The organism is Rhodococcus shunpengi (assembly GCF_048381395.1).
In the GTDB taxonomy this organism is placed as follows: domain Bacteria; phylum Actinomycetota; class Actinomycetes; order Mycobacteriales; family Mycobacteriaceae; genus Rhodococcus.
Genome location: NZ_JBLWIU010000036.1, coordinates 396,660 through 419,857, shown reverse-complemented (window position 1 = coordinate 419,857; position 23,198 = coordinate 396,660). Strand labels below are relative to the sequence as shown.

General features: G+C 69.8%; 1 protein-coding gene (only partly in view). It reads right to left on the bottom strand.

The genetic code is table 11. The features are described 5' to 3' along the window. A protein-coding gene (locus ACNJ7K_RS25985) for a non-ribosomal peptide synthase/polyketide synthase (protein WP_487042482.1) crosses the window boundary here: on the bottom strand, positions 1–23,198 show its 5' portion. 10,603 nt of this gene lie to the left of the window's left edge; only the first 23,198 of its 33,801 coding nucleotides appear in the window; its start codon is at positions 23,196–23,198; the stop codon falls past the left edge of the window.

Here is a 23,198-nt window from a genome sequence, read left to right as displayed (position 1 = left end):
TCGATCTTTCCGGATGCGTTCAGCGGCATCCTCGGCAGCGCGATGATGCTCGAGGGCACCATGTAGCGGGGAACCTTCGATGCAACTGCGACGGCGAGGGAGTCCGTATCGATATCCGCGCCGCCTTCCGGCACGACATAGGCGACGAGATGGTCTCCGAGTGTTTGGTGGGAGTGCACGACCACCACGCACTGACGGACCGTCGCATCACCGAGAAGCGCCGACTCGATCTCACCCAGTTCGATGCGGAGGCCCCGCAACTTCACCTGGAAGTCCGAGCGTCCGACGTACTCGAGTTCCGATTCTCGATTCCATCGAACGAGGTCACCGGTACGGTACATCCGACCGCCGTCGCCACCGAACGGATCGGCGACGAACCGCTCGACGGTCAGATCGGGGCGTTCCACGTAGCCGCGGGCAAGCTGAACTCCGGCGAGGTACAGCTCCCCTGTCACGCCGACGGGCACCGACCGGAGATGCGCGTCCAGTACGTACATCCCGACGGAACCCTGCGCCGTCCCGATCGGAATTACATCCAGGTCGGTGGCGGAGACCGCGTGGCGGCTGACGGATACTGCCGCTTCGGTCGGACCGTACTCGTTCGACAGCGCCGTCGCGGCGTTGACAGCGCGGAAGGCCCCGGCGAGCTTGGGGGTGAAGACTTCTCCACCACAGAACACCTGGCGAAGGGAGGCGAGTTCGCCCGGTTCGGCGGACGCAACCACCTCGGTGAGCATCGACGGGACGAAGTGCGCAGATGTCACCTGGTTCTCGACAATTGCCTCGATGAGACGTCGAGGATCGCGGTGCGCGTCAGGTGCGGCGACGACAAGTCGGGCGCCCGATGTGAGGGGCCACCAGAACTCGCGGACCGACGCATCGAAAGTGAACGGTGTTTTCTGCAGGACTGTGTCATCGGTGCCCAGGCCGTAGGCATTCTGTCGCCACGACAATGAAGCAACGACCGCATTGTGGGGAACTGCAACACCCTTCGGCCGCCCGGTCGAACCGGACGTGAAAATCACGTAGGCGATGTTCTCGACATGCAGCGGCGCGTTCCTGTCGGCGTCCGAAACGGTCCGTTCGGAGTAGTTCCCGAGCTCGAGGGTGTCGATCTGAACGATCTCGAGATCATGGTCCGTGGCGAAATCGTCGCCGGACGTCGAGAGGACCAGGAGTGGGTCGGCGGTCTCGAGGACGTAGTCGTTGCGGTCCTGCGGCAAATCGGGATCAACAGGAACGTATGCGCCGCCCGCCTTGACCACTGCGTACATACCGATCAACAGGTTCGCCGATCGACGCTGCGCCAGGGCGACCAAGGTGTCGGGACCGACCCCGCGGGACACCAGGTACCGGGCCATCGCATTGACCTGCGCATCGAACTGCGCGTACGACAGGGTCACGCCGTCGGCCGACAGTGCCGGCGCGTCGGGGGTCCGCGCCACCTGACGGTCGAACAGATCGACGAGAGTCTCGCTGTGCAGGGGTTTGACGCCACGGTCCCACTGGACGAGTGCCCGTTCGGCGGGTTCCAAGATGTCGATGTCACCGACCGCTACCTCAGGCTCGGCAGTGACGGCACCGAGTATCCGACGGAACCGATCTCCGAATGCATCGATCGTGGAACCGTCGAACAGGTCGGTAGCGTAAGTGAATTCAGCTGTCCACCCCGAAGGATCTCCTGCTACGTCGTGCGAATCGGTCAGCGTCAACTGCAGGTCGTACCGAGCTTCGGTGAAATCCGTGTCGAGCGCAGAGATGGTCAGCTCGTCGAGTTCGAACACCGACAGCTGCATGTTCTGGAACACGAGCATGACCTGGAACAACGGTGTCCGCGACTGGGAGCGGGGCGGATCGAGCACCTCGACGAGCCGCTCGAACGGCACGTCCGCGTTGCCGAAGGCGCCCAGGTCGGTGTCGCGCACCTGCGCGAGCAGCTCGGTGAACGGCAGCGACGGGTCGATGTCGTTGCGCAGCACGAGGGTGTTGACGAACATGCCGATGAGGTCGTCGAGTTCGGCCTCCCCGCGACCCGCGACGGGCGTGCCGATGGTGACGTCGCGCGTACCGGCGAGTTTCGCGAGCAGGACGGCGAGCGCGGCGTGCACGACCATGAAGGTCGTCGCGTTGTGTTCGCGTGCGAGTCGTTGCAGCGCACCGATTGTGGCGGGGTCGATCTCGAAGGTGTGGCGGGCACCGCGGTTGGTGGCGACCGGCGGACGCGGATGGTCGAGCGGCAGTTCGAGCGGCTCGGGCAGGTCTCCGAGTCGTTCGGTCCAGTAGGCCAGTTCGCGTGCGACGAGACTGTCCGGATCGTCCTCGGATCCGAGCAGGTCACGTTGCCACAGGGCGTAATCCGCATACTGCACGGCGAGCGGCGACCACGACGGCGCCTCACCGCGGCGACGCGCGTCGTAGGCGACCATCACGTCGCGGGTCAGCGGTCCCATCGAGAAGCCGTCCGCGGCAACGTGGTGCACGACGAAGACGAGCACGTACTCGTCGTCGCCGACCCGGTAGAGGCGAGTGCGGACCGGTACCTCCGAGGTGACGTCGAATCCGGCGTTCACGAATTCGACGACGGTGGGCAGGATGTCGGCCTCGTCGATCGGCACCGGTGTGACGTCCGGGCGCACTTGTGCGACGGGCAGCACGACCTGGTGCCCGACACCGTCGACCTCCGGGTAGACGGTGCGCAGGATCTCGTGGCGCGCGAACAGATCCGCGACGGCGTCCGCGAGGGCCGTCAGGTCCAGCGAGCCGGTGAGGCGGATGGCGACCGGGATGTTGTACGCGGCGGAGTCGGGGTCGAGGCGGTTGAGGAACCACATCCGCTGCTGCGCGAGCGACAGCGGTACCGAGTCGGGTCGCGGCTGCGCCTGCAGTGCCGGGCGGCCACCGGAGCCGGCGTGTTCCTCGGCCCGCACGGCCAGTGCTGCCACGGTGGGTGCCTCGAACAGCACACGCAGCGGGACACGCGCGTCGAGTGCGGTGGCGAGTCGCGCGATCACCTGGGTGGCGATCAGCGAGTTGCCGCCGAGTTCGAAGAAGTCGTCGTCCGCACCGACGCGGTCGACGCCGAGCAGGTCGCGGTAGATGCCGGCGACGATCTCCTCGATCGGGGTGGACGGCGCGCGGTACGCGCGGGTCGCGACCTCGGGCGCGGGTAGCGCCTTGCGATCGATTTTGCCGTTCGCGTTGAGCGGCAGCGCGTCGAGGATCATGACGACCGACGGCACCATGTAACTCGGAAGGCTCTGCGCGAGTGCGTCCTTCACCGTGTCCGCGTGGAGGGACTCGTCACCGGTGAGGTAGGCGACGATCCGGTCGCCGGTGTGCGGGTCGCTGTGCACGACCGTCACGGCCTGCGCCACACCCGACTGTTCCCGCAGGGCGGTGTCGATCTCGCCGAGTTCGATGCGGAAGCCGCGGAGTTTGACCTGGAAGTCGGCGCGGCCGCGGTAGTCGAGGGTGCCGTCCTCGTTCCAGGCGACGACGTCGCCGGTGCGGTAGAGACGCTCGCCGGAGCCGAACGGGTCGGCGACGAACCGGTCGGCGGTGAGGTCGGGGCGTCCGGCGTAGCCGCGTGCGAGCTGGGCACCCGCGAGATAGAGCTCGCCCGTCACACCCACCGGCACGGGACGGAGGCGACCGTCGAGGACGTGGACGCGCGTGTTCCATTCCGGGCGGCCGATCGGCACCGAGTCGGTGTCGTCGCCGGTCACCGCGTGCGCTGTCACGGAGACTGCGGCCTCGGTCGGCCCGTACAGGTTGGCCAGGTCGACGTCGGGGTGGAGCGACCGGAATCGCTGCGCGAGCGCGGGGGGCAGCGCCTCACCGATCGCAAGCACGCGCCGCACCGACTGGCTCAGCGCACCGCCCGCCGTGTCGAGCAGTGCCTCGAGCATCGACGGCACGACGTGCAGGGTCGTCACAGCCTTCTGCCGCATGACCGCGTCGAGATAGACCGGGTCGCGATGACCGTCGGGTGCAGCGATGACGAGTCGACCACCGGAGACGAGTACCGACCAGAATTCCCACACCGACAGGTCGAACGTCGCGGCCGTCTTGAGCAGCGCAGCGTCGTCGGAGGACAGTCCGAAATGCTGCGTCTTCCACAGCAACTGGTTGACGATCGCCGCGTGCGGAACCGCGACCCCCTTGGGCCGCCCGGTGGAACCCGAGGTGAAGATGACGTAGGCGGGGTGCTGCGGGTCGAGCGGAAGACGACGTTCGGTGTCGCGCACCGGGCTGTCGTCGAGCGCGTCGAGTTCGGGTGCGTCGACGTGCACCACGGCGCGACCGCCGGCATCGAAGTCGTCGTCGCGACCGGTCAGCACGCACACCGGGTCGGCGACCGACAAGATGTAGTCGATTCGCTCGCGCGGGTGGTCGGGGTCGAGCGGGACGTACGCGCCGCCGGCCTTCGCGACGGCGTACATGCCGATGAGCAACTCGACGGAGCGGCGCATCCCCAGCGCAACGGCCGTCTCGGGCCCCACGCCGAGGTCGATCAGGTGACGGGCGAGGCGGTTGACCCGTCCGTCGAACTCGCGGTAGGTGAGGGTGCCGGTCTCGTGGTCGAGCGCGACGGCGTCCGGTCGGGCCGCGACCTGCGCGTCGAACAGCGACACCAGCGTCCCGGTGGGTACGTCGTGTCGAGTGTCGTTCCACTCGTGCAGGATTCGCGTGCGCTCGACGGCGTCGAGGATGTCGAGATCACCGACGGGACGGCCGGGTTCGGCGACGATTCTGTCGAGCAATCGGACGAACCGATCGACGAACACGCGGGCGGTCGACTCGTCGAACAGGGCCGACGCGTAGGTGAGATAGCCGACGACGCCGGTGGGTGTGCCTGCCTCGTCGTAGCGGTCCTGGACGATCCAGTGCAGGTCGAATTGCGAGGTGTCGTGTTCGAGGTCGACGAGGGCGACGTCGAGTCCAGGCAGCGCGAGGGTGCCCTGTTCGAAGTTCTGGAACGAGAAACCGACCTGGAACAGCGGGTGCCGCGCGGTGGAGCGCTGCGGGTTGAGCACCTCGACGAGCCGCTCGAACGGCACGTCGGCGTGCGCGAAGGCGCGCAGGTCGGATTCGCGGACGGTAGCCAGCAGGTCGTCGAAGGTGACACTGCCGGACACCCGGGTGCGCAGCACGAGGGTGTTGACGAACATGCCGATCAGGTCGTCGAGTTCGCGCTCGCCACGACCCGCGATGGGCGTGCCGACCGCGATGTCGTCGCTGTCGGACAGTCGCGCGAGCAACACCGACAGGGCCGCGTGCACGGCCATGAACAGCGTGGCGTGACGACTCTGGGCGAGGTCGACGAGCCGGGCGTGGAGGTCGGCGTCGATGCGGATCTCGACGCGTCCGCCCTCGTAGGACTGCACGGCGGGTCGCCGGCGGTCGGTCGGCAGCGACAGCTGGTCGGGCAACCCGGCGAGGGCACCGCGCCAGTAGTCGAGTTGCTGCGACACCAGCGAGTCGGGATCGTCCTCGGACCCGAGCACACGACGCTGCCACAGCGCGTAGTCGGCATACTGCACCGACAGCGGCGCCCATTCGGGCTCGGAACCGGTGAGAGCCGAGGTGTAGGCGACGAGCAGGTCGCGCACCATCGGGGCGATCGAGAAGCCGTCGCCGGAGATGTGGTGGACGACCATCGCGAGGACGTAGTCGTTCGCGCCGAGTTCGAAGAGCCCGATCCGCAGCGGCACCTCGGTGGTGACGTCGAAACGACCGGTCGCGAACGGAGCAACCGCCGCGAGCAGGGCGTCGTCCCCACCGGTGACGGTGTGCATCTCGATGTCCGGGGCGGCGTCGGCGGCCGGCAGCACGACCTGCACCGGCCCGTCGGGAGTGTCGGGGTAGACGGTCCGCAGCGATTCGTGTCGCTCGACGACGTGGGCGACCGCGATCCGCAGCAGGTCGACGTCGACCGAGCCCGACAGGCGGATGGCCATCGGCAGGTTGTAGGCCGCCGAGTCGGGATCGAAGCGGTTGAGGAACCACATCCGCTGCTGGGCGAGCGACAGCGGCACCTGCTCGGGCCGCTCCCCCGTGACCAGTGCAGGTCGTGCGGCCTGCCCACCGTGCTCGGCGACCGCGGCAGCGAGCGCGTCGACGGTGGGGTGCTCGAACAGCGTGCGCAGCGGGATGTCTGCGCCGAGGGCCGCACCGATGCGGGCGATGACGCGGGTCGCGATCAGCGAGTTGCCGCCGAGGGCGAAGAAGTCGTCGTCGAGACCGACCCGCTCCATCTCGAGCACCTCGGCGATCGCGGCCGCGACCGCCTGTTCCGTCGGGGTGACGGGAGGTCGGAACTCGCGGACGGCGGCGACGGGTTCGGGCAGAGCGCGACGGTCGAGCTTGCCGGATGCGTTGAGCGGCAACGCGTCGAGCACCATGAGCACGTCGGGCACCATGTAGCGCGGCAGCGACCGGCCGACCGCCGTACGCGCCGCCTCGACGTCGACACTTGCGCCCGAGGACGGAACGACGTAGCCGACGAGTTGCTGACCGTGGTCGCCGTCGTGCACGACCATCACGGCCTGCGCGATCTCCGGCAGCGCAGTCAGAGCACTCTCGATCTCACCGAGTTCGATGCGCAGACCGCGCACCTTCACCTGGAAGTCGGTGCGGCCCAGGAAGTCCAGCTCCCCACTCGGCAGGATCCGGACGAGATCGCCGGTGCGGTAGAGACGTTCGCCGTCGGGTGCGGCGACGAACCGTTCGGCGGTGAGGTCGGAACGGGCCTGGTAGCCGCGTGCGACCTGCACTCCCCCGAGGTAGAGCTCACCGGGCACCCCGACCGGCGCCGGACGCAACCGCGCGTCGAGCACCTGCACGGTGGTGTTGCGGATCGGCCGGCCGATCGGGACGCTGCCCGCATGCTCGCCCTCGACCCGCAGAACCGTTGCGGTGACGGTGGTTTCGGTGGGTCCGTAGGTGTTGTCGAGTGCCGCTGTCGATCGTGCGGCGAAGTCGGCGGCGAGATCGGCCGGCAGAGCTTCACCACCGACCGACAGGTAGCGCAGCGACTCGGGAAGTTGCAGTGCCGGATCGGCGAGGAACACCGCGAGCATCGACGGGACGAACTCGAGGATGCTCACGCGCTCCTCACGCGACACGCGTGCCAGGTATGCGGGGTCGCGGTGCCCACCCGGAACTGCGACGACGAGGCGTGCCCCGACCTGTAGGGGGTAGAACAGCTCCCACACCGACGCGTCGAACGTGATCGGTGTCTTGTGGAGCGCGGCGTCACCGGCGCCGAGGTCGTATCGCTCGCGCATCCACGCGATCTGGTTCGCGGCCGAACGATGGCTCACCGCAACACCCTTCGGACGTCCGGTGGAGCCGGACGTGAAGATGACGTAGGCGGTGTTGTCGGGTCGCAGCGGTGCGACGCGGTCGGCGTGGGTGAGCGGCGCGTCGGAGACGTTCGACGGCGCATCGATCTCCAGCATCGGTGCCGCGGCGGGCAACGAACCCCGATCGACTGCGGTGGTGAGCACGACGACGGGCCGCGCGAGGTCGAGCACGTACTCGGTACGGTCGGCGGGATGTTCGGGGTCGAGCGGAACGTACGCTCCCCCGGCCTGCAGGATCGCGTAGATCGCGACCATCATCTCGATCGACCGGCCGGTGTACACGCCGACGAGGCTCTCGGGGCCCACTCCGAGTCCGACGAGGTGCCGCGCGAGACGGTTCACCCGCGACGCGAACTGCGCGTACGTCAGTGTCGTGTCCTCGAAGATCAGTGCCGGCGCGTCCGGGGTGCGGGCGACCTGCTCGCCGAAGCGGGCGAGCAGGGTCTCGTCGACGGCCCCCGCATCGGTCGCATTGATGTCGGACAGCAGACGGATCTCGTCGTCGCCGCGCAGGTCGATGTCACCGACCGCGACCTGTGGCGCACTCACCGCGGCGTCGACGAGAGCGACGAGGCGCTGCGCGGCCTGCGCGATGGTGTGTTCGGTGAACAGGTCGGTGGCGTAGGTGATCGAGCCGTCGATGCCGAGGCGTCGGCCGTCGGCGTCGAAGGTTTCCCCGAGGTGGATCTCGAGGTCGAGCTTGGCGCCGGTCGCGCCGGGCTCGACGGTACTCAACCGCAGCCCGGGCAGGTCGATCTCCGAGCGCATGAAGTTGTGCACCACGAGCAGGGTCTGGAACAGCGCCGAGTAGGCCGTGGAGCGAACCGGGTCGAGCAGTTCGACGAGACGCTCGACCGGCACGTCAGGGTGCGAGAAGGCTGCGAGGTCGACGTCGCGCACCTGGTCGAGGATCTCGTCGAAGGTGGCGCCGGCGTCGATGCGGGTGCGCAGCACGAGGGTGTTGCCGAACATGCCGACGAGGTCGTCGAGGGCTTCCTCGCCGCGACCGGCGATCTGGGTGCCGATCGGGATGTCGCTGCTCCCCGACCAGCGGGCCAGCAGCACCGCGACGGCCGCGTGGGCGAGCATGAACAGCGTGATGCCTCGTTCGCGGGTGAACTGTTCGACGCGGTCGGCGAGCTCGGCGTCGAGAACGATGGGGACGGTCGCGCCCCGCGACGACTGCACGGGCGGACGCGGCCGGTCGGTGGGCAGTTCCACCAGGTCGGGCAGGTCGGTGAGGGTGTCGGTCCAGTACGCAAGCTGGCGGGCGAGCAGCGACTGCGGGTCGTCCTCGCTGCCGAGCAGCTTCTGCTGCCAGAGCGCGTAGTCGGCGTACTGCACGCGCAACGGCGACCAGCCGGGCTCGGCACCTTCGCGACGCGCGAGATAGGCGGTGACGACGTCGCGCGACAGCGGTGCCTGCGACCCACCGTCACTGGCGATGTGGTGGGCGACGACGGCGAGGACGTGCTCGTCGTCGGCGAGACGGAACAGCCGGGCACGCACGGGCACGTCGACGGTGAGGTCGAAACCGCGCGACGCGAAATCGGTGAGGACCGCGGTGATCTCGTCGGCCGCGACGTCCTGCGGCCCGAGATCGGACGCGGCCTCGCCGGCGGGCACGATCACCTGCGACGGACCGGTGTCGCTGTCGGGGAAGACGGTGCGCAGCGCTTCGTGACGGTCGAGGACGTCGAGCAGCGCGGCCTGCAGCGCAGGCACGTCGAGCTCGCCGCTCAGGCGCAGCACCATCGGGATGCTGAAGGCGGCCGAGCCGGGGTCGAAGCGGTTGAAGAACCACATGCGCTGCTGCTGGAGCGACAGCGGGATGCGGCCGGGTCGGTCGACGGCTACGAGGTCGGGACGACCACCGGAACCGGCGGTGCGTGCGACGGCGGCGGCGAGCGCGGCGACCGTGGGAGCGTCGAACACCGTGCGCACGGGCACGGTGGTGTACAGGGCGGCACCGAGCCGCGCGACCAGCTGGGTCGCGTTGAGCGAGTTGCCGCCGAGCGCGAAGAAGTCGTCGTCGAGGCCCACGCGGTCGACGCCGAGCAGGTCGGCATAGACGGACGCGACTGTCTGCTCCACCGGTGTCTCGGGTGCGCGGAAGGCGCGCGCTTCGAAACCGGGGACGGGCAGTGCCTTCCGGTCGAGCTTGCCGTTGGCGGTGATGGGCAGCGCGTCGAGGACGAGGATCTGCGCGGGCACCATGTACGTGGGCAATTCGTCGACGAGCCGGTCCCGCAATGCGTGCGGGTCGGCCGTGGCGCCGGTCGTGGGAACGACGTAACCGATGAGGCGTTCGCCGGTACGCGCGTCGGTGTGCAGGAGGACGACGGCCTGGGCCACCTCGTCGGCGCGGCTCAGTGCCGCCTCGATCTCGCCGAGTTCGATGCGCAGGCCGCGGACCTGCACCTGCGCGTCGCTGCGGCCGACGAAGTCGAGTTCGCCGGTCGCGGTGCGGCGCACGAGGTCGCCGGTGCGGTACATGAGCCCACCGGTGAACGGGTTCGCGACGAACCGCGCGGCCGTCAGTCCCGGCTGCGCGTTGTAGCCGCGCGCGAGACCGGCACCCGACAGGTACAGCTCGCCGATGACACCGTCGGGCACGGGATGCAGACGCGTGTCGAGGACGACGGCACCGGCACCCTCGATGGGCACACCGATGGTGATGCGGTCGCCCGGCGTGAGGGGCGCGGTCTCGGTGATGATGATGGTGGTCTCGGTGGGACCGTAACTGTTGACGAAACGGCAGACGGGACCGAACTTCTCGACCAGTTCAGGCGGACACACGTCGCCGCCGATCACCACGGATTCGAGGTCGGGCAGGTCGTCGGGGATGACGGTGCCGAGCGCGGCGGGCGCGGTGATGATGTGCGTGATGCGTTCGCGGCGCAGCAGGTCGGTCAGTTCGGTGCCGGCGACGATGTGCGGCGGGACGACCACCACGGTGGCACCGGCGGAGAACGCCGAGATCTGCTCGAACACCGAGGCGTCGAAGCTCGACGACGAGAACCGCAGCATCCGCGAGCCGGTGTCGATCCCGAGTTCGGGCCGATGGTCGGCGGTGAAGGCATTGAGGCCGCCGTGGGTGACGACGACACCCTTCGGCGTGCCGGTCGAGCCGGACGTGTAGATCATGTACGCCGCCGAGTCCGCACGCACCGCGGAAGTCACCGGCGCAGAAGAGTAATCGTCGGCGTCGACGCTCAGCCACGGAACATGCGACGGTCCGTCGCCGAGTCCGAGGATCGCGCGGGAGTCGGTGAGCAGGTATGCGATACGCGCTGCCGGGAGCGCGGGATCGACGGGCACGAACGCCGCACCGGTCTTGACCACGGCCCACAGGGCAACGACAGCGTCGAGGCTGCGCGGGAACGACAGTGCCACCACCGTTTCCGGTCCGGCGCCGTGGTCGATCAGCTTGTGCGCGAGACGGTTGGAGGCGTGGTCGAGTTCGGTGTAAGTGAGCTGCCGGTCGCCGTCCACCACCGCGATACCGTCCGGGTTCGCGGCGACACCGGTGGCCAGGATCTCGGGGAAGGTCTTCTGCGGCAGCGGCGTCGGCGCCGAGTACGACAGTGCCCGATCGGTTTCGGCGCCCGACAGGAGTGCGATGTCGCCGACGGCAGCAGTCGGGTCGGCCGTGCTCGCGTCGAGCAATTGCACCCACCGCGCGGCGAGATCGGCGGCGGTCGTCTCGTCGAACAGGTCGGTCGCGTAGGTGAGTTCGGCGGCCAACCCGCCGGTTTCGTCCTCGCGCAGCGCGATGTCGATGTCGAACTTGGCGATGCCGAGATCCGCTTCGAGCGGCTCGACCCGCAGACCGGGCAGTTCGAGTTCACCGATGCCCTGGTTCTGCAGCGACAGCGCGACCTGGAACAGCGGCGAGTGACTCTGCGAACGCACCGGATCGACGGCTTCGACCACCTGGTCGAACGGCACGTCGGCATGCGAGAAGGCCGCAAGGTCGGTGACGCGGACCTGCTCGAGGAACTCCGCGAACGACGCCGCGGGATCGATGCGGGTGCGCAGGACGAGGGTGTTGACGAACATTCCGACGAGGTCGTCGAGGGCACGATCACCGCGACCGGCGACCGGCGTGCCCACCGACACGTCCTCGGTGTTGCCGAGACGCGCGAGGAGCACGGCGAGGGTGGCGTGCAGGACCATGAAGCGGGTCGCGCCGTGGGCGTGGGCGAGGCGGTCGATGCGGTCGAGGACGTCGGGGGCGATCCGGAAGCCGGTGTTGGCGCCCCGGTAGGACGCCGCCGCGGGTCGCGGCCGGTCGGCGGCCAGTTCGAGCACGGCAGGGGTGTCGGAGAGGACCGAGGTCCAGTAGTCGAGTTGCTGCGTGATCGGTGCCTGCGGATCGTGCGGGTCGCCGAGCACGGTGCGCTGCCACAGCGCGAAGTCGGCGTACTGCACCGGCAGCGGTTCCCAGGCGGGCTGTGCGTCGTCGAGGCGCGCGGAGTAGGCGACGAGGACGTCGCGTGCCAGCGGCACGGTCGACGCACCGTCGGCGCTGATGTGGTGGACGACCACCACGAGCACGTGGGTGCGGTCGTTCTCGCGGAACAGCGCGCCGCGGATGGGGACCTCGCGGGTGACGTCGAAGCCGCGTCCCACCACTCCGGCGATCGCGGTGTGCAGGGCGTCGGTGTCGGGTGTGTCGATCGGGGTGAGGTCGAGCGGCACGTCGCCGGTGGCGAGTACGTGCTGCGACGGTCCGTCCTCGTGTTCCGGGAAGACGGTGCGCAGTGCTTCGTGCCGGTCGAGCACGTCGCGGACGGCGGCGGTGAGGGCGTCGATGTCGAGGTCGCCGTGCAGCCGCACCGCGAGCGGGATGTTGTAGAGCGGGGACGTCGGGTCGAAGCGGTTGAGGAACCACATGCGCTGCTGCGCGTACGACAGCGGTACCCGCGCGGGGCGTTCCTGCGGCACGAGCGGCAGCCGCTCCCCCGTGCCGATGTGCGAGCCGGCGGTCTCGGCGAGCGCCTGCACGGTCGATCCTTCGAACACCGCACGCACCGGCACCGTGGTGCCGAGCGCTTCCCCGATCCGGGCTACGAGCCGGGTCGCGATGAGCGAGTTGCCGCCGAGCGCGAAGAAATCGTCGTCGAGACCCACGCGGTCGACGCCGAGCAGTTCGGCGACGATCTCGGCCACCGTCTCCTCGACGGGGTTGGTGGGGGCACGGAACTCGCGGGTGACCGGGTCGGGCGCGGGCAGGGCCTTGCGGTCGAGTTTGCCGTTGACCGTGACCGGCACCGTCTCGATCGGCACGATCTGCGAGGGCACCATGTAGGACGGCAGGACGTCGGCGACAGCGCTGCGCAGCGCATCGGCGTCGATCTCGGCGCCGTCGCGGGGCACGACGTAGCCGACGAGCCGTTCGCCGGTGTGGGCGTCGCGGTAGACGTCCACGACGGCGTGCGCGACGGTGTCCCGACGGCTCAGCACCGCCTCGATCTCGCCGAGTTCGATACGCAGACCACGCAGCTTGACCTGCGCGTCGCTGCGGCCGACGAACTCGAGTTCGCCCGACGCGCGCCGGCGCACGAGGTCGCCCGTGCGGTACATGAGGCCACCGGTGAACGGGTTCGCGACGAACCGCGAGGCCGTCATCCCGGGCCGGTCGTGGTAGCCGCGGGCCAGCGCCTGGCCGACCAGATACAGCTCACCCAGGACACCGTCGGGCACGGGCTGCAGGCGTGCGTCGAGCACGACGGCACCGGCACCGCGGATGGGTCGGCCGATGGTGATGGCACCGCCCGCGACCAGCGGATCGGTCATCGTGATGACGATCGTGGTCTCAGTGGGGCCGTAGCTGTTGAAGAACCGGCAGCGCGGCGCGAACCGCTCGACGAGTTCGGGCGGGCACACGTCGCCGCCGACCACGACGGCCTCGAGTTCCGGCAGCCTCGCCGGGTCGACACCACCGAGCGCGGCCGGTGCGGTGAGCACGTGGGTGACGTTGTGGCGCAGCAGGAACGCGTCGAGATCGGCACCGGCGACGATCTCGGGCGGCGCGACCACCATCGTGGCTCCGGCACCGAAGGCGGCGAGCATCTCGAAGACCGACACGTCGAAGCTCGCCGACGAGAACCGTAGTACCCGCGACTGCGCGGTGAGTCCGAGTTCGGTGCGGCACTCGGCGGTGAAGGCGTTGAGGCCGCGGTGCGTGACCACGACGCCCTTCGGGGTGCCGGTCGAACCGGACGTGTAGATCATGTACGCCGCGACGTCGGGTGCGACGTCGACGTCGAGTGCGTCGGTCGACACCTCGGCGCACCGGTCGGTGACGTCGTCGGAATTCAGCTCGAACCAGCGGAAGTCGACTGCCGGAGCGATCTCGCTCACGGTCAGGCCGAAGGCGGCACCCGAGTCCGAGAGCATGAAACCGATGCGGTCGACGGGCAGCTTCACGTCGATCGGCACGAACGCCGCGCCGGTCTTCGCGACCGCCCACACCGCGACCAGCGACTCGATGGTCCGCTCGAAGGCCAGGGCCACCACGGTTTCCGGTCCGGCGCCCTCGGCGAGGAGGACACGGGCCAGGGCGTTGGAACGTTCGTCGAGTTCGCGGTAGGTGAGCTGTCGCGTCTCGTCCACGGCGGCAACACCGTTCGGCGACGCGGCGACACCGGCCACGAGGATCTCCGGCAGCGTCCGGATCCGGATCGGTTCCGGACGCGCCGCGTCGAGTGCCCGAGCGGTCTCGTCGGCATCGAGATACGGCAGGTCGCCGACGGGGCTGCGCGGGTCGTCGAGCAGCTGCGCCAGCATGCGGTTCCAGCGCTCGGCGGTGCGGGCGGCGGTGGACGCGTCGAACAGATCGGTGGCGTAGGTGAGCGTGCCGGCCAGGGCACCGTCGTCGTCGCGGAGCGTGAACTCGAGGTCGAACTTGGCGATGCCGAAGTCGGGCACGATCGGTTCGACCCGCAGCCCGGGCAGTTCGAGATCGCTGGGATGCGCTTCCTCGACCGACAGCGCGACCTGGAACAGCGGTGCGCTGTTCTGCGACCGCACCGGGTCGACAGCCTCGACGACCTGCTCGAACGGCACCTGGACGTGGGCGAAGGCGTCGAGGTCGACGTCGCGGACGGTGGCGACGATGTCGTCGAAGCCGGCGGCCGGGTCGACCGGGGTTCGCAGCACGAGGGTGTTGACGAACATGCCGATGAGGTTGTCGAGGCGGCGGTCGCCGCGACCGGCGACCGGCGTGCCCACGGACACGTCGTCGGTCGCACCGAGACGGGCTAGCAGCACGACGAGCGCGGCATGCAGCACCATGAACCGGCTCACGCCGTGGGCCTGCGCGTAGGCGTCGAGGCGGCGGACGGTGTCGGGATCGACGGTGAACGGCACCGCCGCGCCCCGGAACGACGAGCTCGCGGGTCGCGGCCGGTCGGTGGGCAGTTCGAGCAGCGCCGGTGCGCCGGCGAGTGTCGTGGTCCAGTGGTCGAGTTCGCGTGCGGCGGTCTCGGTGGGGGCGCCCGGTGCGCCGAGCAGCTCGCGCATCCACAGCGCGTAGTCGGCGTACTGCAGCGGCAGCGGCTCCCAGAGCGGTGCCCCACCTGTGGCGCGCGCGGAGTAGGCGAGCACGAGGTCGGTGGCGAGGACCTGGGTGGACCAGCCGTCGATGGCGATGTGGTGCACGACCATCACGACGACGTGGCTGCCGTCGGCGCACTCGAGCAGTGTCAGCTCGAGGGGCGGTTCGACGGTGATGTCGAATCCGCGTGCGGTCAGCTTCCGGATGCGTTCGGAGAGATCGGTTTCCGCCACTGTCTCGGTGCCGGCGACGAGCACGGGACGATCCCGCAGCGCGTCGTCGACGGAGAGGATGTTCTGGTACGGACCGGCATCGGAGTCCGGGTAGATGGTCCGGAGCGTCTCGTGCCGTTCGAGGATGTCGACGACCGCCGCGCGCAGGGCGTCGAGGTCGAGGTCGCCGCGCAACCGCAGGGCGGCGCCGACGTTGTAGGCGCCGGAGCCGGGGTCGAACCGGTTGACGAACCACATGCGGGTCTGCGCCGGCGACAACGGAATCCGGTCGGGGCGCGGACCGGCCACGGGAACGGTCGCGACGGCACCGGTGCCGCGGGCACGGTCGACGGCGGCGGCGAGGCCTTCGACGGTGGGATCGTCGAACAGCGCGCGGATCCCGATGGCGGCGTCGAACGTCTCGTTGACGCGGGCGATCAATCGGGTTGCGCCGAGCGAGTTCCCACCCAGCTGGAAGAAGTTCGACGACGCACCTACCTGCTCGACTTCGAGCAACTCGCCCATGATGCGGGCGACGGCGGCCTCGGTGTCGGTGCGCGGCGCGATGTAGGCGGCGGAGGCGTCGACGTCCGGTTCGGGCAGCGCCGCCCGGTCGATCTTGCCGTGCGCGGTGACGGGTAGGTCGTCGAGCAGTACGAGCACCGACGGCACCATGTGGCGGGGTACGCGGTCGGCGACAGTCGCGAGGACCGCGTTCTCGTCCGGCCGCTCACCGGTGGCGACGGCGTAGGCGGCGAGATAGTCGCCGTGCCGGCCGGTGCGCAGCGTGACGACGGCCTGCGTGATGCCGGGATGCGCGAGCAGCGCGCTCTCGATCTCGCCGAGTTCGACGCGCTGACCGTTGAGTTTGACCTGGAAGTCGGTGCGGCCGAGATATTCGAGTTCGCCGTCGCGGTTCCATCGCACGCGGTCGCCGGTGCGGTACATCCGATCGCCGGAGTTCCCGAAGGCGTTCGCGACGAAGCGGTCGGCGGTGGCGGCGGGACCGGCCTGGTAGCCCCGCGCGACCTGCGAGCCCACCACGTACAGCTCGCCCGGCACCCCGACGGGGACCGGACGCAGCGCGGCGTCGAGGACGAGGAAACGGGTGTTCCACACGGGCCGGCCGAGCGGCACCTGCTCGGCATCGTCACGACGTGCGGTGCCGTGCGCGACCTGCACCATCGCGGTGCGATACGCGACCTGCACCATCGCGGTGCGATGCGCGACCTGCACCGTCGTCTCCGTCGGGCCGTAGAGGTTGTGGACCTCGGCGCCGAGTACCTCGCGGACGCGGGCGGCAGTCGTGGCCCGGAGTGCTTCACCGCCGGAGAACACTGCGCGCAGCGACGAGGCGTCGATCCCGGTGTGCTGTGCCTCGGCGACGAACAGGTCGAGCACCGACGGCACGAACTGCGCGATGGTGACGCGTTCGCGGTGGACGACGGACGCGAGGTAGGCGGGGTCGGCGTGCCCGTCGCGGTCGGCGATCACCAGCCGCGACCCGCTCTGCAGCGGCAGGAACAACTCCCACACCGACGCGTCGAAGGTGAAGGGCGTCTTGTAGAGCACGGTGTCGGCGGCGTCCGGTGCGAAAGCCGCGCGCATCCAGGCGAGCTGGTTGTGCAGGGCGCCGTGCGTCACCGCGACACCCTTGGGCCGGCCCGTCGAACCGGAGGTGAAGAGCACGTAGGCGAGGTTGCCGGGGCGGAGGGCGGGTCGTTCGTCGTCGGTCAGTGGGTCGCCGGAGTATCCGTCGACGTCGGACACGTCGAGCACGCGCAGGTCGGCGGGCAGGCTGCCGCGGGTCTCGGCGGTCGCGAGCGCGAGTTGCGGTGCGGCGGTGGTGAGGACGTGGGCGGTGCGCTGGGCCGGTTGGTCGGGATCGACCGGCACGTACGCCCCACCGGCGGCGAGCACGGCGTAGATCGCGACCAGCTGGTCGTAGGAGCGCGGAACGGCCACGGCGACACGCGTTTCCGCAGCGATACCCTCCGCCAGGAGCCGACGGGCGAGACGATGCACATCGGACGCGAACTCGGCGTAGGTCGACACCGACCCGTCGACGACGACGGCCGGCGCATCGGGCGTCCGCGCGACCTGCTGTTCGAACAGCGCGACGACGTCCCCGGCGGGCACCGGGTGCGCGGTGTGGTTCCACGAGTCGAGGACCCGCTCGCGTTCGCCGGGCAGGAACACGTCGACGGCGCCGACGGCCTCGTCGGGGCGCTCGGCGACGAACGTCAGGATCTGCGTGAAGCGGCGGGCGAGTTCGGCGACGGTCGCGGCATCGAAGACGTCGGTGCGGTAGCGCAGGCTCAGTCGCAGCTGCGGTTCGAGCAGCGCCATGAGCGAGAGCGGGTAGTGCGTGGCGTCGCGGGCGTCGACATCGGTGACGCGCATGCCGGCGATGTCGGTGGTCTCGTCGAATCCGGCGCGGTCGACGGGATACGACTCGAAGACGGTCAGCGTGTCGAAGAGGGTGCCTGTGCCGATGCGGTCCTGGATGGCGCCGAGGCCGACGAACTGCTGGTCGAGCAGGGCGGTCTGCTCGCCCTGCAGCCGCAGCACGAGGTCGGCGACCGTTTCGGTGTCGTCGATCCGCACCCGCACGGGCAGGGTGTTGATGAACAGGCCGAGCATGTTCTCGACATCGGGCAGGTCGGCGGGCCGGCCGGAGACGGTCGCGCCGAACACGGCGTCGCGGGTGCCCCAGTGCCGGGCGAGCAGCAGGCCCCAGGCGGTCTGGACGATGGTGTTGAGGGTCGCGCCGGTGCGGCGCGACAGCTGTCCGAGGGCGTCGATGTCGTCGGCGTCGAGGTCGATGTCGATCTGGACGGGTGCGTCGTCGACGGTGTCGGTGGCCCCGGGTGCGACCAGCGTGGGTTCGTCGAGGTCGGCGAAGGCCTCCGCCCATGCGTCGAGGGCGCGGTCGGTGTCCTGCCGGTCGAGCCAGGCCAGGTAGTCGCGGTAGGACGCGGGAGTGGGCAGTGCCGCCTGTCCGCCGGCGGCGTAGCCGACGAGGAGTCCGCGCACGAGCAGCGGCATCGACCAGCCGTCGAGCACGATGTGGTGGTTGGTGAGCGCGAGGACGGCGCGCTGCTCGGGGAGCCGGACGAGGACGGCGCGCAGCAGCGGCGGATGCGCGAGATCGAAGCGGGCGAAGCGTTCGGTGTCGAGGAGCGCCTGCAGGTCGCTGTGCGGGTCGGACGCTCCGGTGAGATCGATCTCGCGCCACGGCATCTCGACCTGATCCAGAACGAGTTGGACCGGGGTTCCGGTGTCGTCGTGCACGAAGGCCGTCCGTAGAGCGGCGTGTCGTGCGAGCAGCGACGCGAAGGCCGCCTGCCAACGACCGGCATCGACCTCTCCGGCGAGATCGAGGCGGAGTTGTGCGGTGTAGACGTCGACCGCGTCGACGGACAGCGCGGCGTGGAAGGCCAGACCGGTCTGCAGCGGCGAGAGCGGCCAGATGTCGGTGAGTCGCCCGAAGCGGTTCTCCCACTGCTCGATCTGCTGCTGGTGGGTGTGCACGAGCGGCACGTCGGATGGGGTGAGACCGCCAGCGTCGGGTCGCTGTGTGTGCGCGGCGAGGCCGACGAGTGCGTCCTTCCACCGCTCGGCGAGCGCGCCGACCGTCTCGGCGGAGATCACCCGCGGCACATAGGTGAACGACGCGGTGAGGTGCGCACCGTCGGGGCCGTCGACGACCATCGCGTTGATGTCGACGGCGACCGACGCGGCCATCTGCGACGTGCGGTTGGGGTCGAGGGCGAGATCGAGCGGCACCCAGCCGATCTCGCGGATCTCGTCGGCGATGTGGCCGGAGGTGAGGCGGCCGAGATAGTTGAACGACACCTGCGCGGTGGGCAGGTCGGCGAGGACCGGCGACGTCTGCGGGTCGAGGTGTCGCAGGATGCCGTATCCGACACCGCTGTTCGGGACGGCAGCGAGTCGTTCCTTGACGGCCTTGACCGCGGAAGCGCTCGCACGTCCCCCGACGGAGGCGTCGGTGAGATCGAGGTCGTCGGCGAGGTCGAGACGCACGGGATACGCGCTGGTGAACCAGCCGACGGTGCGGGCCAGGTCGACGGTGCCGGTGGCGTCGAGGTCGCGGCCGTGCCCTTCGAGGGCGAGCAGCAGCGAGCGCTGCCCGTCCTGGGCGGCGGCGAGCGCGAGGGCGGTGAGCAGTCCGTCGGCGGTGCCGCTGCCGTACAGCTCGGGCAGTCGGGTGAGCACCGCGTCGGTCACGCTCGGGTCGAGATCGATGCGGACGGTCGCGGTGGTCGCGAGGGTGTCGATCTCCGGGTCGAGCGGTGCGACTCCGGCGAGTGGTGCTGCACCACCGAGGGTTTCGGTCCAGTGGTCGAGCTCGCCCGCGTGGTCGCGGGCGGTGTCGTGCAGGGCGTGCGCCCAGCGACGGTAGGAGGTGCCCACCTCGGGAAGCGACGGCGTTTGTCCTGCCGCGACCTGCATCCACGCCTGACCGAGATCGGGCAGCAGCACCCGCCACGACACGCCGTCGACCACCAGGTGGTGCGCGACGAGCAGCAACCGGCCCTGCTCGCCCGGTTCGGCGACATCGAACCACACGGCGCGCAGCACGAGACCCGATTCGGGATCGAGATCGTGCGCGGCAGCGTCGCATTCGTCGTCGACATAGGCATCCGCCGAGACGGTGTCGGCGACCGGGACGCGGGTGATCCACGCGTCGAGATCCGGCAGTGCGGCGTGCGTGCGCCACTGCCCGTCGCGCAGTGTGGAGCGCAGGATGTCGTGCCGGACGACGACGGCCGCGAGCGCGGCCCGCAGGTCGTCATAGGTCAGATCCGCGGGAGTGGAGACGAGGACGGCCTGCGCGAAGGTGGAATAGTCGCCGCGCCCGAGCATCTCGTGCACGATGGGCGTGATCGGGATGTCGCCCACGCCTCCGCCGGGCAGTTCGTCGAGGACGAGTGCGGTGGGGACGGCAGTCGCGACCCGCGCGAGCGCCGCGATGGTCTTGTGTTCGAAGATCTGCCGGGCGGTGATGTGCAGTCCGGCGGCCTTGGCGCGGGCGGCGAACTGCATCGCGACGATGCTGTCGGCACCGAGGGCGAACAGCGAGTCGTCGACGCCGATGCGCTCGACGTCGAGCAGTCCGGTGGCGACCTCGGCGAGGAGGCGTTCGGATTCGGTTTCGGGGGCGCGGAACTCGGCGGTGGCGAACTGCGGTGCCGGGAGGGCGGCGCGGTCGAGCTTGCCGGCGGGGGTCACCGGGATCTCGGCGAGTTCGACGACGGCGGCGGGCACCATGTGCGACGGGAGGACGCGGGCGACGCCGTCGAGCAACGCCTGCATATCGAAGGCCGCGCCGGATTCCATACGTACGTACGACACGGGCACGACGGAGCTGCCGCTGTCGTGCACGACGGTCGTCGCGAAGTCGACGCCGTCCTGGTCGAGCAGGGCGTTGTCGATCTCGCCCAGTTCGATGCGGAAGCCGCGGATCTTCACCTGGAAGTCGGAGCGGCCCACGAAGTCGAGTTGGTGATCGGGCGTCCAGCGCACCTCGTCGCCGGTGCGGTACAGGCGCGTTCCGGGTTCGAAAGGATTGGCCACGAACCGATCCGCGGTCTGCCCGGGACGGCGATGGTAACCACGCGCCAGTGCCGGTCCGCCGAGATACAGCTCGCCGACGAAGCCGACGGGCACCGGCCGCAGGCGACGGTCGAGCACGACGGCGACGACCCCGTCGAGGGGACGTCCGATGGTGATCGGGTCGCCGGGAGCGAGAGGGTCGCCGGCGGTGACGACGATGGTGGTCTCGGTGGGCCCGTAACTGTTGGTGAACCGGCAGGTGGGAGCGAAGCGTTCGACGAGGTCGGCGGTGCACACGTCGCCACCGACGACGACGGCCTCGAGATCCGGCAGACCCGCAGGGTCGACGGTGTTGAGCACGGTGGGCGCCGAGACGATGTGCGTGACCCGGTGGGTGCGCAGGACGTCGACGAGCTCGTCGCCGCCGAGGACGTGTGGCGGTGCCACGACCATGGAGGCACCCGCGCTGAAGGCCTGCAGCATCTCGAAGATCGACGCGTCGAAGCTCGCCGAGGAGAACCGGAGCATCCGCGAGCTCGTGCCGAGCGCGAGTTCGGGGCGGGCGTCGGCGGCGAAGGTCGCGAGCCCGAGATGGGTGACGACCACGCCCTTCGGGGTGCCGGTGGAGCCCGAGGTGTAGATCATGTACGCCGGGTTCTCCGGCACGGCCCGCGAGCGCACCGTCTCGACGTCGACGCCTGAGGCGAGCGGATCGTCCACGGCGATCCAGCGGGGTCCGGACGGCAGCTCCGCGATCCGGCTTCGCACGGTAAGCCCGAGCTGCGCACCGGAATCACCCACCATGTAGGCGATCCGATCGGCCGGGAGCGCCGGGTCGATCGGGACGAAGGCCGCGCCGGTCTTCGCCACTGCCCACACCGCAATCAGCGCGTCGGCGCCGCGGTCCATGCTCAGCGCCACGAAGGTCTCGGGTGCAGCCCCGGCCTCGACGAGCTGTGCGGCGAGACGGTTCGAGAGGTCGTCGAGTTCGCGGTAGGTGACCTGCCGGTCGCCGTCGATGATCGCGACACCGTCGGGATTGCGGCGCACGCCGTCGGCGAGGAAGTCGGCGAACAGGCGCACGGGCTGCGCGGGCAGTCCGCGATACGGGACGAGGCGCTCGTATTCGTCGTCGTGCAGGACAGGTAGCGTGCCGATGGTGCGGTCGGAGTCGGCGAACTCGCCGAGATACTCGACGAATCGTGTGTGGTGCGAGCGCAGTTCGTCGACCGTGTACAGGTGGGGGTTGGCCTCGAGGTCGATGTGGGCGGGCTGTCCCGGTGCGCTCGGGTAGATGTTGAGCGAGAGGTCGTCGACCGGTCCGGTGCTCAGCACGTGCCGGCGGCCGACCGAATCGCCGTAGCGGATCTCGTGGTCGAACATCATGATGTTGACCGCGGGTCCGAAGAATCCGCGGTCGGCACTGCCGTAGCCGGTGTCGCGGCGCATGTCCTCGTGCCGGTACCGCTGGTGACGCAGCGCCCCGGTGAATTCGAGCTGCATCCGGTCGATCAGATCGTCGCGGCTGCCGTCCGGTTCGACGGCCACGCGGATCGGGACGACGTTGGAGACCATGCCGCCGGAACGACGCAGGCGGACGGTGGTGCGGGCCGAGACCGGGAGGCTGAGCACCACGTCGGTCTCGCCGGTGACGCGAGCGAGGAAGGCCGCGAACGCTGCGGCGACCACGGTCGCGAAGGTCGTGGTCTTCTCGCGCTCGGCGATCATCCGGTCGACCGCGGCCTCGACCCGCTCGGGCAGCGGCGCGCTGAACCGGACGGGGTGCGGGCCGACGGGCGCGGCGCGACCGGCGAGGCTGATGGGGTGCGGCAGGTCGCGGATGCGGTCGGCCCAGTAGTCGCGGTCGCTGACGAATCGGGCCGAGTCGCGGTAGCGCTGTTCGTCTTCGACGATCTCCGGCAGCGGGCTCACGTCGAAGCGGGCGGGCTCGCGGTGCTGCACCGCGGCGCTGTAGCGCTCGGCGGTGCGGGTGTCGAAGGTCGTCGCCCCGTAGCCGTCGAGGGCGATGTGGTGGATCCGGGTGTAGACGAAATGGCGGTCGTCGGCGATGCGCAGGACCGCGCACACGATCAAACGGTCTTCGAGCATGTCGAGGGGCGTGCGGTACTCGGCTCGCATCCAGGCGAGGGCCGCCGCCTCGGGATCGTCCTCGTCGCGCAGGTCGAGGATGGTGGCGCGGTCCTCGAGGGTGTGGTCGATGACCTGACGAGGGTGGCCGTCGACCTCGAAGATGCGGAGCATGCCGGTGCCGAGTTCGCGGGCGGTGGCGGCGCCGGCGTCGGCGAAGATCTCGGGAGCGAAGTCGCCACGGACGTCGACGTACTGGGCGATGGTCAGTGGAATGTCGCCGAGCAGATGCTGGGCGAACCAGATTCCGCGCTGTGCCGACGAGAGCGGGAAACCGTCGCCGTCCTCCCCTACCTGCGACGATGCAGGCACATGCTGCTGTTCCAC